Annotated in this window: 14 protein-coding genes; 8 read left to right on the top strand and 6 right to left on the bottom strand. The window is 68.9% G+C overall.

Annotated elements, in window-relative coordinates; translation table 11 throughout:
- Positions 1–285 precede the first annotated feature (285 nt).
- Complete coding sequence (locus tag E9536_RS22460; RefSeq protein WP_136470671.1) at positions 286–1,470, bottom strand: porin; 1,185 nt, start codon at positions 1,468–1,470, stop codon at positions 286–288.
- Positions 1,471–1,957: 487 nt separating this feature from the next.
- Between E9536_RS22460 and E9536_RS22470 the strand changes: the two genes are divergently transcribed.
- Together E9536_RS22470 and E9536_RS22475 are read left to right on the top strand one after the other, a co-directional pair.
- Positions 1,958–2,302, top strand: coding sequence for a DUF3088 domain-containing protein (locus E9536_RS22470; protein WP_027792602.1), 345 nt, complete (start codon positions 1,958–1,960; stop codon positions 2,300–2,302).
- 52 nt (positions 2,303–2,354) lie between these two features.
- Complete coding sequence (locus E9536_RS22475) at positions 2,355–3,353, top strand: ABC transporter substrate-binding protein (protein ID WP_060084561.1); 999 nt, start codon at positions 2,355–2,357, stop codon at positions 3,351–3,353.
- An 83-nt stretch (positions 3,354–3,436) separates the two neighbouring features.
- On the opposite strand, the gene E9536_RS22480 is transcribed toward E9536_RS22475, so the two are convergent.
- Positions 3,437–3,757, bottom strand: coding sequence for a hypothetical protein (locus tag E9536_RS22480; RefSeq protein ID WP_027792604.1), 321 nt, complete (start codon positions 3,755–3,757; stop codon positions 3,437–3,439).
- A gap of 407 nt (positions 3,758–4,164) precedes the next feature.
- On the opposite strand from E9536_RS22480, the gene E9536_RS22485 reads away from it, so the two are divergent.
- Complete coding sequence (locus tag E9536_RS22485; RefSeq protein ID WP_136470672.1) at positions 4,165–5,439, top strand: hypothetical protein; 1,275 nt, start codon at positions 4,165–4,167, stop codon at positions 5,437–5,439.
- 51 nt (positions 5,440–5,490) lie between these two features.
- Here the strand turns inward: E9536_RS22485 and E9536_RS22490 are convergent, their stop codons facing one another.
- The 3 genes from E9536_RS22490 to E9536_RS22500 all read right to left on the bottom strand — a co-directional run bounded on the left by E9536_RS22490 (position 5,491) and on the right by E9536_RS22500 (position 8,562).
- Positions 5,491–6,633 carry an FAD binding domain-containing protein gene (locus E9536_RS22490; protein ID WP_136470673.1) on the bottom strand — a complete coding sequence of 381 codons (1,143 nt, stop codon included), beginning with the start codon at positions 6,631–6,633 and terminating at the stop codon, positions 5,491–5,493.
- 39 nt (positions 6,634–6,672) lie between these two features.
- Positions 6,673–7,548, bottom strand: coding sequence for an alpha/beta hydrolase (locus tag E9536_RS22495; protein ID WP_027792607.1), 876 nt, complete (start codon positions 7,546–7,548; stop codon positions 6,673–6,675).
- 294 nt (positions 7,549–7,842) lie between these two features.
- Complete coding sequence (locus tag E9536_RS22500; RefSeq protein WP_027792608.1) at positions 7,843–8,562, bottom strand: TetR/AcrR family transcriptional regulator; 720 nt, start codon at positions 8,560–8,562, stop codon at positions 7,843–7,845.
- 344 nt (positions 8,563–8,906) lie between these two features.
- Here E9536_RS22500 and E9536_RS22505 point away from each other — a divergent pair, with 344 nt between their 5' ends.
- From E9536_RS22505 to E9536_RS22515, 3 genes are read left to right on the top strand one after another with little or no spacing between them, the layout of a single operon-like run.
- A complete protein-coding gene (locus E9536_RS22505) occupies positions 8,907–9,638 on the top strand; it encodes a YoaK family protein (protein WP_136470674.1) in 732 nt (243 codons plus the stop codon).
- Between the two features lie 48 nt (positions 9,639–9,686).
- Positions 9,687–10,628, top strand: a complete 942-nt coding sequence (locus E9536_RS22510; RefSeq protein ID WP_027792610.1) for a glyoxalase — start codon at positions 9,687–9,689, stop codon at positions 10,626–10,628.
- A gap of 14 nt (positions 10,629–10,642) precedes the next feature.
- Entirely contained in the window at positions 10,643–12,103 is a 1,461-nt protein-coding gene (locus E9536_RS22515; RefSeq protein WP_136470675.1) for an alginate export family protein, read from the top strand.
- 38 nt (positions 12,104–12,141) lie between these two features.
- Here E9536_RS22515 and E9536_RS22520 read toward each other — a convergent pair whose 3' ends face one another.
- Positions 12,142–13,047 carry a LysR family transcriptional regulator gene (locus E9536_RS22520; protein WP_027792612.1) on the bottom strand — a complete coding sequence of 302 codons (906 nt, stop codon included), beginning with the start codon at positions 13,045–13,047 and terminating at the stop codon, positions 12,142–12,144.
- A 120-nt stretch (positions 13,048–13,167) separates the two neighbouring features.
- Here E9536_RS22520 and E9536_RS22525 point away from each other — a divergent pair, with 120 nt between their 5' ends.
- A complete protein-coding gene (locus tag E9536_RS22525) occupies positions 13,168–13,818 on the top strand; it encodes a DsbA family oxidoreductase (RefSeq protein WP_119336824.1) in 651 nt (216 codons plus the stop codon).
- Between the two features lie 181 nt (positions 13,819–13,999).
- The gene (locus E9536_RS22530) at positions 14,000–14,941 is read left to right on the top strand and encodes an MBL fold metallo-hydrolase (RefSeq protein WP_136470738.1); all 942 of its coding nucleotides are present in this window, start codon (positions 14,000–14,002) and stop codon (positions 14,939–14,941) included.
- Positions 14,942–14,963 lie beyond the last annotated feature (22 nt).

Genomic DNA, 14,963 nt, shown 5'->3' on the forward strand with positions numbered 1-14,963 from the left:
GGCTTCCTTGCGGGTTGGGCACGCACCGCGCGACAACGGCGGGCACGTGCGGCGGCGAATCGCCCGGGTGCGATGCCCGATGCGCCGGCGTGCCGACGCAGTGCCGCACGCCGGCTGCTGCGCGGCACGCGGGGAGGGAGTCGGTCATCGTCGAACGCGTATCGCGCCTGCGGGCAGCGCACGGGAAACGCACATTCTCGGCAACCGGGCACGGCGCGGCAAACAACGATTCCCGCTTTGCTTATCGCGCGTCACCGCATCGCACCGCACCCGCTGCGCATGCCGTCAGAACTTCACGCGCAGCCCGCTGACGAGCGCGACCTGGCGGTTCGTCGACGACGCGCTGCCGATGTTCGAGATCGCCGCGATCCTGCGATAACCGCCCGCCGTCGCCGTGCTCGCATCGCCGGCCGCGAGCTGGTAGATGCCCGACACGTAGATATCGGTACGCTTCGACAGCGCATAGTCGAACCCGAGCGTGAACTGGTGCCAGCGCGGCTTCAGCGTCTGGCCGCCGGTGCCCGGCAGGCCGCTCGCGCGCCCGTCGGTGAACGTATAGACGCCGATCAGCGTAGCCGCCGGCGTGATCTGGTAACGCGCGTTCACGTCGTAGTTGTTGAACTTGCGCGACGAGCCGTCGAGATAGTTGAGCTGCGTGTGGCTCCACGCGAAGCCGAGCGTCGCGCGGCCGAGCGCGTAGTTCGCGCCCGCCACGCCGATCTGCTGCTTGAGCACACCGCCGTTCAGCCCGTAGAAGAACGCGCCGCTGTAGTCGTTGCCGGTGGTCGAGGTCGCGCCGCCCACCGCGCCGGTCGTGTTCGACGTCGCATTCGGGTGATTGAGTCGCACGTAACCGCCGCCGACCGACAGCGGCCCGTTCACGTAGTTCGCCGACACGCCCCACGCATTGTTGTTCGAGAAGCCGGTGCCGGCGCCGCCGTTCGCCTGGTTGCTGAACGCATAGAGCAGGTCGGCCGTGAAGCCGGCGATCGTGTCGCTGCGGAACTTCACCGCGTTGTTCAGGCGGAAGCTCTGGTTCATGTTGTCGTTGTCGCCCACGTGCGTGGCCGGCGACCAGAAGCCGGACCCCGAGTACTGCGCGACGAGATCGGTGATCGGCTCGTACTGGCGGCCGAAGGTCAGCGTGCCGATGCCGGACTTGGCCAGGCCGACGTACGCGGAACGGCCGAACTGCCGGCCGCCCTGGCCGAGCCCGCCGTCGCTCGGCCGGAACCCGCTTTCGAGCGTGAAGACCGCCTGCAGGCCGCCACCGAGATCTTCCACGCCTTTCAGGCCCCAGCGGCTGCCGCTCAGCTTGCCGCTCGTCTGCTGGATGTTGCTCGCGCCGCCCTGGTTGTTCGTATAGGCGAAACCGGCATCGACGACGCCGTACAACGTGACCGAACTCTGCGCATGCGCGCTGACCGAACCGATCGAAACCAAACCCAGGACCACCGTTTTTTTGATCATGACTTTCCTCTGTTTTTATGAGTAAGACTGTAAGGAGCACGATGCTATTGACGCGGGGTGAACCGGCGAACGGTCGATCCGTGGTTTGTAAATCGCTGCGCGGCCGATTTGTAATGTGCATTGCTGCAAGTCCGGCATGTGCGTCGCGATCGCGTCCGGCACCCCTGCTGCGGCGAACGCATCGCTCGAACGGCGAACGTCGGGCGCCGGCTACCCGCGGCCGCCGTCATATCGATCGATGAAATGGTTCGATATCCGCAATGTCCGCGATGCACCGGGCGATGCATTTACGCAACGGCCATCTGTGCGGCGCACGATCGATGCGCTACGCGCGCCGGCATATCGATTTCTCAAAACGTTGGTAGGGCGGTGCGACGCGCAACGGTAGAGTCGGGCATCCGGCCGCGGGCCGGCCTGCTCCGGGACCATGACTGCGCCGACGTGCGCATGCGTCCCGGCTGAACAACGAACACGGGAGCCGTTTGACATGAGTCGCGATGTACTGTTTTTGCTGGAACCGGGCTTTGCCGATCCGAAGCATCCGGGCCAGCGTTTCGTCTGTCCGCACGGACTGTCGATCGAGGGGCTGTTGGCGAGCGCGCCCGAGCATGCCGGCCGCATCGACGTGAAGCGCGTCGGCTTCGAGCGGCCGCGCCACGCGGTGATCGAGGCGCTCGACGATGCGCACCAGGGCTTGCCGGTCCTCGTGCTCGGTCGCGACCAGCCGGCGCCGGACGACGCGCAGACGCTCGGCGACGTGCGGTTCGTCACCGACGCGCGCCGCATCCTCGAACTGCTGGCCGAGCGCCACGGGTTCCCGGTGCTGCATTGATGCAGCCGTGCGGGCTTCCGCTCAATTCGCAACCGATCGACAGGAGGATTCGATGGCGTCAACGTCGGCGGCACGCCGCCGCCTGATTCTTGCCGGCGCCGCAGCCGTGGCGGCGCCGTTCGCCGCGAAGGCCGCGTTCGCCACGCCGGCCGTCAACACCGATCTCGCCGGCACGACGTTGCGCGTCGCGACCTACAAGGGCGGCTGGCGCGCGCTGCTGCAGGCGGCCGGCCTCGGCGACACACCGTACCGGATCGACTGGCGCGAACTGAACAACGGCGTGCTGCACATCGAGGCGCTCAATGCAGATGCGCTCGATATCGGTTCGGGCAGCGAAATTCCGGCCGTGTTCGCCGCGCGCCAGAAGGCCAGCGTCCGGCTCATCACCCGCGTGCGCGAAGACCTGAACAACCAGGTCACGCTCGCACGCAAGGACACGCCGATCCGCAGCATCGCGGACCTGAAGGGCAAGCGCGTCGGCTACGTGCGCGCGACGACGTCGCACTACTTCCTGTATCGCCAGCTCACGGAAGCGGGCCTGGGCTTCGACGACATCCAGCCGATCAACCTGTCGCCGACCGACGGGTTGTCGGCCTACGATCGCGGCGACATCGACGCGTGGGCGATCTACGGCTACAACGGCCAGCTCGCGCGCAATCGCTACGGGGCGCGCGTGCTGAAGACGGGGAAGGGTTATCTGTCGGGCAATTTCCCGGTGTACGCGAACCCGCGCACGCTCGACGATGCGCGCCGTCGTGCGGCGACGGGCGATCTGCTGCTGCGGTTCCGGCGCGCGTATGCGTGGGCGAACGGGCATTTCGGCGACTACGCGCGGGTGCAGAACCAGGAGACGCGCGTGCCGGTGGCCGATCTCGTCGCGATGTTCGACCAGCGCAGCGAAGACTATGCGCTGCTGCCGGTGACGCCCGACGTGGTGGCGCAGCATCAGCAGGTCGCGGATGTGTTCGCGCGGATCGGCGTGCTGGATGGGCCGGCGAATGTCGCGCCGTTGTGGGATACGTCGTTCAACACGCTGGTGGCGTCGGCGTGACGCGATGCGCCGGGAAGACGCGCTCGTGACCCGGCGGCTTCAGGCCCGACGCAGGTTTCGTCGGGCGCGCCGGTTCGGCGGGATCAGGCGAACGTCGTCGCGACCATGATGCCGAACACGAGCCCGAGCGCGATCCCGCAGAGCCGGCCGTAGATCGACGCGCGCACGTTGTCGTCGAGCACGAACGGCGAGCGCTTGTGCTTCCACACCGTGCTGAATGCGACCGGGCGGGTCAGCAGCGCAATGCAGGCGAGCAGCACCGGCGTGGCGATCAGCATCGCGATGCGCTGCCCGTTCCAGTCGACGCCGTGCATGGCGAGCGACACCAGCGCGGCGAGCGGCACCTCGACGCACAGGCCCAGCAACGAGCCGTTGACGAATGAATCTCCCGGGGTCTGGAACATGATCGGTCGTAGCGTCCGGATGAAATCGGTGCCCCGTTCAGGCACCTGAAAAATGAAAGCCACGGCCGGAGTCCAGGGTCGGTCAACCGTGATCGGCGTCAGTCGAGATGACGGCCGGATGTTAAGGCAAATTGCCGGCCGGTTGTCGGTCATTCAAGCTATTTAACAAATGTTCCGGATCGCGACGCATTTTCAGGTCGCGCGGGAATATCGCGCCGTGGTAAAAATCGAGCATCCATTTTCCGGCGAACGGCCCCGGCGAACGGGGCTGCCGCCGAATGGATATCGCTCGCAATCGTATGACGATAACGGGTATTCGACTGCCTTCCGATAATCGGCGTCGCGTGTAAAGGAACACCGGCAGCCGGACCGATCGGAACGACGGACTGACCAATCTCACCACACGCATGAACACGTCCGACAACAACGAGACCGACCGCCAGCAACTCGTCGCGTTCGCGATCGACGACAACACGCAGGCCTGGTACGAAATGGTCATCCCGTTCATCGTCTCGCTGCGCGCGACGGACTACCGGGGGCGCATCGGCGTTATCGGCTACGGGTTGTCCGACGAGAAGCAGCAGCGGCTGCGCGCGAACGGGATCGAGGTGTACGCGGCGGCGGGCGTCGGCGACCTTGCCTGGGACCGCTACATCTCCGCGGCCGCGATCTTCGACACCGATCCGGCGTTGCAGACGCTCGCGCTCTACGATGCCGACATCTGGTTCCCGGGGCCGCGGTTCGACATCTTCGACGTCGTGCCGCACGACGACGCCCTTCACGTCGCGCCCGATGCGCACTTCTGCGCGTTCGTGATGACGCCGCTCATCGGCGAACGGCGCGACGCGCTGATCCACCAGTGCGTGCAGGACGTGCTCGAGCGGCTGGGGCAGCCGCTGCAGGCGGGGCTCGTGGTCGGCGGCCGCGAGCCCTGGGCGCGATTCGCGCGGTTTGTCCGCGAACAGGCCGGCAGGATCGGCCAGGACTTCGCGGCGATCTACGGGCTGGACACGACCTTCCTGCATCTGTGGGGCGGCCGCGGCCACGTGCGGCTCGTGGGCTGCGAGCAGAATTTCGTCACGAAATGGGGGCTGCACGAGCGGCACGATTTCGACGCGGTCCGCATCGTGCTCGAGCATCAGGGCAAACCGATCCGTGGCCTGCACATGACGGGCGACGTGCGCTTCCTGAATCACTGGCGCTACCTGGCGCGTCATGCCGAGCATGCGATCGCGCTCGGGCAGGCGTTCGCGCTGGCGCCCGAGGCCGGCAAGCGGGCGCAGCCGGCCGATCCCGGCCTGCTTCGGCCCGAACGCTTCGTCGCAAGCGGGTTGTCGGTGCTGGCCGCGCACGAGGACGTGCTGGCGAACGTGCCGCGTCTGGCCGCGGGGCCGTCGTTCCGCAACCCGCAGGGCCATGCACTGAATGCGTGGGCGGCGCACACGGTCGAATTCGCGGTGACGCGCGACCGGCTGGTGCTGGACATCTGGCTGTCGCATCTGAGCGGCCAGCCTGCGGCGCCGGGCTTGCAACTGGAGCACAACGGCGCGACGGTCGCGCTGCTGGCGCCGCATAAGTTCAGCGTCGCGACGCAGCAGGGCGATCGGGTGGTGCTGCGCGCGCTGACGCTGCCGGGGCAGGCGTGTCATACCGCGTGGGATATCGTCGTGCGCCACGCGTGACGGGCCGGCCGGCATGCGCGATCGACCGGAGCGGCGCGCACCGCCGGACGGTCACGCGCGCCCCATGATCCGCGTGCCGAGCGAGATGCCGAGGTCGGACAGCGACGCGTTGGTCGCGAGCTGACGGCGTTCCCAGCCCGCCAGCGCGGCGTCGAACGCGGGGCCGTGCACGACGCCGCGCAGCGCCTCGGCGAGCCCGACCGCATTCTCCGCCGCTTTCGCGACGCCCGCGGCCGTATGCGGCCGCACGAGGCAGGCCGCGTCGCCGAGCAGCACCGCACGGCCGAACGCCATGCGCTCGACCGAGAGATCGAGGATCGCCTGCGCGAACGGCGCCTGCGTCGCGTCGACGAGCGCGGCGAGCGTGGGCGCCAGCATCCGGCGGCCCGCGTCCACGAGTTCGAGCCGGTTGTCGTCGCGCATCGCGCCGGGCGGCAGCGAACCGTCGCGCTGCGTGCCGTCCCGCGCGAGAAACAGCGACGGCAGGCTCGCCGGTGCGAGCCGCCGGTACCAGACCCAGTTCACGCGCCGCTTGCCCGGCTCGATCGCGCCGTCGCGGCCGGGGACCAGATAGGTGAGGAACAGGTGCGCGTCGCCTTGCTGGAACGTGAAGCGGTTGCGCAACACGTCGAGCACCGGGGCCGGCAGCAAGTGCTCGTCGACGAGCCCGCGCCACGCGACATAACCCGCATACGCGGGCCGCGCATCGGGCAGCAGTTGCGCGCGCACGTTCGAGCGGCCGCCGTCGGCGCCGACCAGCAGGTCGGCCGGCTCGACCCGGCCGTCCGCGAAGTGCGCGATCACGCGTTCGCCGTCCTGCTCGAAGCGCTCGAACGACACGCCGCCATGCACGACGCCGGCGGGCAGCGCGCGCTTCAGCGCCGTATAGATCACGTTCCACGCGGTCTGCGTCTGCGGCATGGCCAGGCGTTGCACGATCCGGTCGTGCGCGTCGAGATAGATCCGGTCGCCGGAATCGACACCCGCATCGTGCGGCACGGGCACGCCGCCGAACGCGAACGCGCGTTCGATCGGCGTTTGCAGCACGATGCCGCCGCCGCGGCTGTCGAGCTCGTTCGGCGATTGCTCGAAGACCTTGACGCGCCAGCCGGCCGCCCGCAGTGAAGTGGCGGTGAACAGCCCGCCCACCGATCCGCCGATCACAACCGCCAGCGGGCCCGAAACGTCGTTCATGCTGCCTGCCTCCCGATGGTTCGTTGCGTGCGCATCGAATCAGCCTTCCCAGTGCTGCAGGAAGTCGAGCAGCAGCGCGTTCACGCGCTCCGGCTGCTCCTCTTGCGGCAGGTGCCCGCACTGTGCGATCGGCTCGGCGCGCAGGTCCGTCGCCATGCTTTCCCACACGGATTTCATGTCGAACATCTTGCCGACCGCGTAGAAATCCTCGCCCCAGAGCGCCATCGTCGGGCACGCGATCTTGACGTCCGCGTCGACGAGATCCTGCTGCACGTCCTCGGCGTTCGCGCGATAGTCGGCCAGCGCGCCGCGCACGGCGCCCGGGCGCCGGTACGCGCGCACGTAGGTGTCGAACGCGTCGCCGGAGATCGCGTGCGGGTTGTAGCACCAGTCGGAGAAGAAGTGGCTGAGCCACTCGGCTTCCTTGCCGGCGATCAGCGCCTCGGGCAGATCCGGCACCTGGTGGAACAGGAAGAACCAGTACGCGCGCGCCGTTTGAGCGGTCATGTTCTGCGCGACGATGCGCGTCGGTACGTTGTCCATCACGACGAGCCGGTCGACGCGCTCGGGGAAGTCCTTCGCGAAACGCGTCGCGACGCGCGCGCCGCGGTCGTGCCCGACGAGCGCGATGCGGCCGATGCCGAGCGCGTCGAGCAGCCCGGCGACGTCGCGCGCCATGTTGCGCTTGTCGTAACCGGCGGCCGGCTTGTCGGTTTCGCCGTAACCGCGCAGGTCGGGCGCAATCACGCGGTAGCGCTGCGCGAGCGCGGGAATCTGGAAGCGCCACGCGAAGCTGGTCTCGGGAAAGCCGTGCAGCAGCACGACAGCGGGCCCGCTGCCGGCGTCGATGTAGTGCTGGCGGATGCCGTTCGCGGTGACGGTGTGATGGGTGATCGAAGGCATGGAGAGGGTCATGGGTCGGTCGCTGTTCGGTTCGGCCCGCGCGAAACCGGCGCGGCCGCAAATGCCTTTCGAGAATAGGCGAATCGTGCGGCGCGCCGAATAAATTGTTCTGAATTCGCGTGATTGCGCGCACGGCCGGAACCGGCTTGCCTGGTCACGGGCCGGCCGTGGCAGGCGGTTGCCGATCCCCATTTGATTCGCTCGGCCGGTGGCGTCCCGTCGCGTGCGGGCCTGACGAAGACGCACAAGCGTGAACATGCCGGACGACGATGCGACCGTCGTCGCACGGCATGCCCGCCACCCGTGTCAGCCGCGCCGGCGCCGCCGCGCGGGTGCGTCCGACGTGAGCTGCTTCAGCGCGGCGGGCGTGCCGTGCAGGAACGCGTCGATCAGCCGTTCGATCTCGGTGTCGAGATCGTCGGGCACCGGCAGGCCGTAGACCCACTTGCGCACGCCGAAATAGAAGATGCTCGCGTGCAGGCTCCAGACCAGCTCGACTTCCGCATTGCGCTGGGCCTCGGTGGTGGGCGTCGCGATGTCGTATTCGTGCCGCAGCTCGCGCAGCACCGGCAGGAACACGCGTTCGCGCAGCCGCGACAGGTAACGCGTGTTGAATCCCTCGCGGCTGAGCCCCGCGAAGATGAACGTGCGGATCCATTCGCGCCGCAGGATGGTTTGCGCATAGTCGCGATAGAACGCGACGAGCCGCTCCTGCAGCGACACCGTGCGGTCACCGATCAGTTTTTCCCAGTCGGGGTTCCACGTGTAGATCTCGTCGTACACGCGGTCGATCAGCGCCTCCTTGCTCGGGAAGTAGCGGTACAGCAGCGGCTGGGTGACGCCGATCTGCCGCGCGAGCTCGCGGGTGCTGCCGGAAAAGCCGTGCGTCGCGAAGTGCTCGATCGCCTTCTCGACGATCTGCCGCTCGCGCGCTTCCGGCGCGAGCCGGCGGCCCGGCGTGACGGCGTTGCCGTCGGCGTCCGTCCCGCGCTCGCGGGCCGGCGTGCTGCGTTTTCTTTCGGTCATGCATCGGCTCCCGATGGTGCGCCTGCGTTAACTATCGATCGAAAAATAGCACGGTTGACGGGCCGCATGCCGCGCGCGGCGGGGCTTTCGGCGCGCTGCGGGGCCGGTGCGGGGCGCAAACCGCGTCGTGCCGGCCCGGCCCCCCGGCCACGCGAGCCCGCCGCCGATTCAGAAAAATTCAGGCGGCCGCCATGACATTAAGGTCAGCCTTCACTAGTCTGGCTTCCGAACCGCCGCACGGGCCGGATGCCAGTCGGCAAGCCGGGCCGGTCGGCGCAACCGGAGCGGAACATGCGTTATCAGATCTCGCCGGGCGCCGGCGCCACCATCCAGGAAACCGGGTCATGCCGTCGCAGCCGGTAACCGCGGGCGCCGTGCCCGACCGCGTGCGCGGCGAGGACGTGTTTCTCGCGTCGATCGCGGGATATGTCGACACGCTCGGCTTCGTCGCGCTGTTCGGCCTGTTCACCGCGCACGTCACCGGCAACTTCATCCTGATCGGCTCGGGCCTGGCCGGCGTCGGGCAAGGGCTCGCGATCAAGTGGCTCGCGTTTCCGTCCTTCATCGCGGGCATCGTCGTCGCGCGCGTGCTCGACCACCGGATGCGCCAGCTGGGCCACGGCGTGCGTGCGCGTTCGCTGTATGCGCTGCAGGCCATGCTGCTGGCCGGCTTCATGCTGGCCGGCGTGATGGCCTCGCCGATCGCCGATGCCGACGCGCCGAGGACGATCCTGTGCGGCCTCCTCGGCGCCGCGGCGATGGGCGTCCAGAACGCGCACGCGCGGCTGACGGCCCGCTCGGTCGTCGCCAACACGGTGATGACGGGCAACGTCACGCAGGCGGTGATCGATGCATTCGACTGGCTGGTGCCGCTCGCCGCGCCGGCCGAACGCGAAGCCGCACGCGTGCGGCTGAGGCGCACGCTGCCGCCGGTCGCGGGCTTCGCGCTCGGCGCCGGCGCGGGTGCGATGGCCTATCTGTTCGCGGCGTTCTGGGCGCTCGCGCTGCCGCTCGCGGTGCTGTGCTTCCTCGCCTATCAATCCGGTCGGCCCGACGAGCGGCCGACGTCACGCTGAATGCGCGCGCGGCATGTGGCCGCGCGTGCCACTTTCAAGGAGAACCCGATGATCGCACTGAAATTGCAACAGGCATGGCGGCTGACGGCCGCGTCGGCGGCCGTGCTCGGCGCATTGCTGGCCACCGCGCCGGCCCATGCCGACGAGACGCGCCTGCTCGAGACGACGTCCGCGAAGGTGCCGGCCGTCGCGGTCGGCCCGCAGTACGACACGACGCACGTGTGCGTCGCGCCGGAAGATTTCGACCGCTTCACCGACAGCTTCGTCGCGACGTTCGGCGGCAGCAAGTCGAAGCAGGGCGTGTTCCAGGTCACGCCGACGCCGAGCCAGACGATGTCGCAGCTCGTGTTCACGCCGGCCGGCACGATCTCGGTGTTCGGCTTCAAGACGCCGATCCCCTATCCGTTCTGCGAGGAGCGCACCGGCTACCTCGTCACCGACATGGACGTCGCGATGAAATCGGCGCGCGCGCACGGCGCGGACGTGGTCGTCGACACGTTCCCCGACCCGATCGGCCGCGACGCGATCATCCGCTGGCCGGGCGGCGTGAACATGCAGCTCTACTGGCACACGCAGGCGCCGAAATACGACCCGCTGCAGACGGTGCCGGAAAACCGCGTGTACGTGTCGCCGGAAAGCGCGAGCAAGCTGGTGCACGACTTCGTCGCGTTCTCGCGCGGCAAGGTGGTGTCCGACGTGCGCAAGGCGCCGGGCATCGAGATCGGCCGGCCGAACGATACGTATCGCCGCATCCGCATCGAATCGGGTTTCGGCAAGATGACCGTGCTCGCCACCGACGGCCATCTGCCTTACCCGTTCGGCCGCGAGATGACCGGCTATGAAGTGCCGGACCTGGCCGCGACGCTGAAGCAGGCGCAGGCCGCGGGCGTGACCGTGCTGGTGCCGACGTTCACGTCGGACGGGCGCGATGCAGCGCTCGTGCAGTTCCCGGGCGGCTATGTCGCCGAGATCCACGCGCGGTCGAAGTGATGGAGCGCGGGTCGATGGGGCGCGCATGGCGCCGCGTGCTGCCGGCCGCCGTGCTGGCGGGCGGCGTCGCGGGCTACGCGGGTACGGCGGCCGGAGCCGAGGATGCCGCTTCGGCGGCTTCGGCGGCTTCGCCGGCCCCGGCCGCCGGCACGACGTGTACCGCGAAGCGGCCCACGGTGCTGTTCAACCGCTGGCAGGAGGACTGGTCGGTGCTCGCGAACCCGTGCGTGCCGCGCCAGCCGGGCGATGCGCTGAAGTACATCCCGCTCGGCGGCGACCCGTCGACCTACCTGTCGCTCGGCGCGAACCTGCGCGAGCGCTTCGAGCTGAACAACGCGCCGCTATTCGGGCTCGGCGCCGCGCACGACGACAACTACGTGATCCAGCGTGCGACGGTGCATGCGGATCTGCGTTACGCCGGGCATTTCCAGGCATTCGTCCAGTTCGTCGATGCGCGGCCGTTCGGCAAGGACACGGTGTCGCCCGTCGACAAGGATCAGTTCGACATCGAGCAGGCGTTCGTCGCGTATGTCGACCAGATCGGCGGCGGCACGTTCAAGGCGCGGATCGGCCGGCAGGAGATGGCGTATGACCTGCAACGGTTCGTGTCGGTGCGCGACGGCCCGAACGTGCGCCAGGCGTTCGACGCGCTGTGGGCGGATTACGAAATCGGCAAGTGGCGGCTGATCGGCTATGTGACGCGCCCGGTGCAGTATCGCAACGACGCGGCGTTCGACGACGTGTCGAACCGGCACCTGCGGTTCGACGGCGTGCGTGTCGAGCGCACCAACACGGGCCCCGGCGACCTGTCGGCGTACTGGTCGCGTTATACGCGCGACAACGCGCGCTATGTCGCGGGGGCCGGCACCGAGCGGCGCGACGTGTTCGACATGCGCTACGCGGGCAAGTCCAGCGGGTTCGACTGGGACGTCGAGGCGATGCTCCAGACCGGGCACATCGGCCAGGACACGATCGGCGCGTGGGCATTCGGCGCGCTGGGCGGCTACACGTTCGCGAAGACGCCGGGCACGCCGCGCGTCGGCATCCAGGTCGACGGCGCATCGGGCGACAAGCATCCCGGCGACGGACGCATGGGCACCTTCAACCCGCTGTTCCCGAACGGTTATTACTTCACGCTCGCGGGCTACACCGGCTACAGCAACCTGATTCACGTGAAGCCGTCGCTGACGTTCAAGCCGTCGAGCAGCGTGACGGTGCTGACCGCGGTCGGTTTCCAGTGGCGCGAAACGACGGCCGACGCGATCTACGGGCAGGGGATGTCGGCGGTGCCCGGCACGGCCGGCAAGGGCGGTTCGTACACGGGGATGTATGCGCAGGCCCGCGTGGACTGGCTCGTCAATCCGAACATGGCGCTGGCCGTCGAGGCCGTGCACTTCCAGATCGCCGACTCGATCCGCGCGCTCGGCGCGCGCAATGCCGACTACGTAGGCGTCGAAGCGAAGTTCGGCTGGTAGCGCGGCGCCGCGCGTCGCGTGGCACGCCGCCGGACGGCTCAGTGCGGCGCGCGCACCAGCGTTTCGACGAAATCGATGAACGCGGTCACGCGTTTCGAGCCGCGCTGCGTCGGCAGGTAGAGCGCGGTGACGACCGAGCGGGCCGTGCCGGGCGTCACGTCGTATTGCTCGAAGAGCCGGCGCAGGCGGCCCGACTGGACGTCGGCCTCGACCAGCCAGTCGGGCAGCAGCGCGATGCCGGCGCCGTCGAGCGCCGCATCGCGAAGCACTTCGCTGTGGTTCGATTTCAGGCGCCCGGTAACGCGCACCTGCGCCGTGCCGTGCGCGTCGACGAACGACCACGCCTGCTGGTCGCCGCCGAAGTGAAAGCGCAGGCACGCGTGATCGACGAGCTCGCCCGGCTCGGCCGGCGTGCCGTGCGCGGCGAGATAGTCGTGGCTCGCGACGACGTAGCGGTGGAACGTGCCGAGCGTCCGCGCGACGACTTCGGCGGACGGCGCCGCTTCGCCGAGCCGGATCGCGACGTCGATGCGGCCCGCGACGAGATCGACGCGTTCGTCGGTGAGCTGCAGGTCGAGGTCGAGCTTCGGATGGCGCGCGAGGAACGCCGCGACGTGCGGCGCGATGCGGCGCACGCCGTACGCGACCGGCACCGACACGCGCAGCGGCCCGGACGGCTCGTCGCCGCGATCGGAGACCAGCGCGTCGGCTTCCGCGAGTTCCTCGAGCAGCTGCTTCGCGCGCGCGTAGTACATCGCGCCCGCATCGGACAGCGTGACCTGGCGCGTCGTGCGGTTCAGCAGCACGGTGCCGAGCGACGCCTCTAGCGCATCCACCGCGCGTACCACCGACGATGCCGCGAGGTCGAGGCGGCGCCCCGCGCTCGAGAAGCCGCCGGCTTCCGCTACTTCGACGAACGCGCGCAGCGCGGAGAATTTGTCCATGTCGTGCTCTTCGAGTCTTTGTGCCTTTGTGCAGGCCGCAACGATGCGTTGCGTGCCGTTCGCATTCTATCGTCGCCGCGCAAGCGTTATCTTCCGGACTGCAATGTACAGGAGATGACGATGAAACCCGTCGAAGTAACCGTGACTTACGACCTGATCTGCCCGTGGTGCTGGATCGCGGAGCACCGGCTCGCGGAGGCGATCGAAGCAGCCGGCCTGGCCGGCGCCGTGAACGTGCGGTTCGTGCCGTTCGAGCTGAACCCGACGATGCCGGCCGGCGGCATCGACCGCAAGGCGTACCGGAGCGCGAAGTTCGGCAGCTGGGCGCGTTCGCAGGCGCTCGACGCGCATGTAGCCGACGCCGGCCGCGCGGCGGGCCTTGTGTTCGACCACGCACGGATCGCGCGCACGCCGAACACGCGGCTCGCGCACCGGCTCGTCTGGTTCGCGCAGCAGCGCGGCAGCGCCGTCGCGCTCGTCGATGCGCTGTTTGCCGCGTATTTCCGCGACGGCCGCGATATCGGCGATGCGGACGTGCTGGTCGAGATCGCGGCCGGTGCCGGCCTGGCCGGCGATGCGGTGCGTGCATTCCTCGCGTCCGGCGAAGGGCTCGACGCGGTGGTCGCGCTCGAGGAGGCGGCGGTGCGCGACGGCATCGCGTCGGTGCCGTCGACGCGCATCGGGTCGACGGTCGTCAGCGGCGCGCAGCCGGCCGACGTGTTTCGCGCCGCATTGCTCGACGCGCAGCGCGCGCGGGATCGGGCCGCGTAAGCCGGGCCGGCGCCGGCGGGTGCCGGCTTTCAGAACGATTCATGTCGCGCTCAGGATTATTGCGAAACCGGCCGGTAAGCTCGGTGTCGCGCGCCTGACCGGCCGGGCCGGCAACGCGCGCGATATCTCGATACGCAACCGGGGAGCGGACATGAAGAACCTGAACTGGCGTACCGGCGGCATGCTGGTCATCGCGTGGTGCTTCGGCATCCTCGCATCGGCCGCGTGTGCGGCCGGACCGGGCGGCGCGGATCAGGCGCCCGGCTTCTATCGGCAGCAGCTCGGCAGCCTGCGGATCGTCGCGCTGTCCGACGGCACGCATCCGTTTCCGGTCGATACGGTGTTCCGCGGCATCTCGAAGGACGACATCCGGCGCGATCTCGACCGCGCGTTTCTCGAGCCGCCCGTGCAGGGCTCGATCAACGCGTTCCTGGTCGATACCGGCACGAAGCGGATCCTCGTCGATTCGGGGGCCGGCGTCCTGTACGGCGATTGCTGCGGCAAGCTGCTCGCGAACCTGCGTGCGGCCGGTTATGCGCCGGAGCAGATCGACGAGGTGCTGCTCACGCACCTGCACAAGGATCATGTCGGCGGCATCGTGACGAACGGCAGGATGACCTTCCCGAACGCGGTGGTGCGCGTGAACGAGATCGAAGCGAACTACTGGCTCGATCCGGACAACAAGGCACAGGCGCCGGCGTTCCTCGCGTCGTTCTTCGATGCGGCTGCCGCGTCGGTCGCACCGTACGTCACGGCGGGCCGCTTCAGGACGTTTCGCGGCGAAGCGACGCTCGCGCCCGGCATTCGCGCGGTGCCGATGCCTGGCCATACGCCGGGCCATACCGCGTACCTGATCGAGAGCGGCGACGCCGGGCTGCTCGCGTGGGGCGACATCGTGCACGTCGCGGCGATCCAGCTGCAGGACCCGGACGCGACGGTCCAGTACGACAGCGATGCGGACGCGGCGCGCCGCACCCGGCGCGATACGCTGAAGCGCGTCGCGGACAAGCGTTACCTCGTCGGCGCCGCGCACATCGCGTTTCCCGGGCTCGGGCATTTGCGCAGGGACGGGGAGCAGTACGACTGGGTGCCGGTCAATTACGACGCGACGCCGCTCCGGTGAGCGACGGGCGATGCGCGCCGTG

It is taken from the genome of Burkholderia sp. LS-044 (genome assembly GCF_004803625.1).
In the GTDB taxonomy this organism is placed as follows: Bacteria; Pseudomonadota; Gammaproteobacteria; order Burkholderiales; family Burkholderiaceae; genus Burkholderia; species Burkholderia cepacia.